The sequence below is a fragment of the Pseudomonas reactans genome (assembly GCF_013387025.1).
Lineage (GTDB): Bacteria > Pseudomonadota > Gammaproteobacteria > Pseudomonadales > Pseudomonadaceae > Aquipseudomonas > Aquipseudomonas reactans.
The window spans coordinates 1-732 of sequence record NZ_JACAQP010000185.1 but is presented as its reverse complement, the minus strand read 5'-3'; the positions used below and the strand labels follow the sequence as shown (position 1 = coordinate 732).

Sequence of the window (732 nt, the reverse complement as noted above, 5' to 3'; positions counted from 1 at the left end):
GAATTGATCTCAAAAAATCCCTCGTTACGGCTCCTTTGAGCAGTAATAGGTAGGGATGACAGGATTTGAACCCGTGACATTTTGTACCCAAAACAAACGCGCTACCAAGCTGCGCTACATCCCTTCCATTGGTCTACAGTGTCATTGTAGAGAATTCTTGTCTTGTTTTCCACATCGTTATCTCCTCTATTAAAATCTAGAATTTTTATGTCCATTTCGTCTTTTTGGTCTCATTTAACATATAATAATAGTAAAATACTTCTATCTATATGAAAAATGGAATGGAACTCCTAGGAAAAATAAATGAGTCTTTTGGGGGAATATTGGGGAAGAAAGGACGTTTTTTCTGTATTTANNCTATGGTTCGGTTCTTTGGCAGGTTTATTGATAGAGATTAATCGTTTTTTCCCGGATGCGTTGACGTTCCCCTTTTTTTCATTCTAGTTATTGACGTGGGAAGGAATAAAGAAGATTAGAGATACAATTAAATACCAGCCCCCTCTTTTCTCTTTTTTCCCTTTTTTAGAATAAGGGAGGAAAGAGAAAGAATAAAAGTGCATTCAACAGCTGCGAGACTCGGGTTCAGGTTGGAATTAAATTAATATGAAATTTCTATGGAAGTAGAATACAAACTGTGGTTCTAGGGAAAGAGTATTATACAAGATACTTATATGAAATACTGTACTGTGATTTGAAATCTAGTTTTGAAATCTTTCTATCTTATTTGCTATT

General features: G+C 34.9%; 1 protein-coding gene and 1 tRNA gene. One reads left to right on the top strand and one right to left on the bottom strand.

Annotated features, from left to right (window positions below):
* Positions 1 to 50: 50 nt before the first annotated feature.
* Positions 51 to 124 (bottom strand) — tRNA-Pro (locus tag HX793_RS32335).
* A gap of 179 nt (positions 125 to 303) precedes the next feature.
* Between HX793_RS32335 and HX793_RS32330 the strand changes: the two genes are divergently transcribed.
* Positions 304 to 444 carry a hypothetical protein gene (locus tag HX793_RS32330; RefSeq protein WP_178905632.1) on the top strand — a complete coding sequence of 47 codons (141 nt, stop codon included), beginning with the start codon at positions 304 to 306 and terminating at the stop codon, positions 442 to 444.
* The last annotated feature ends 288 nt before the right edge of the window (positions 445 to 732 follow it).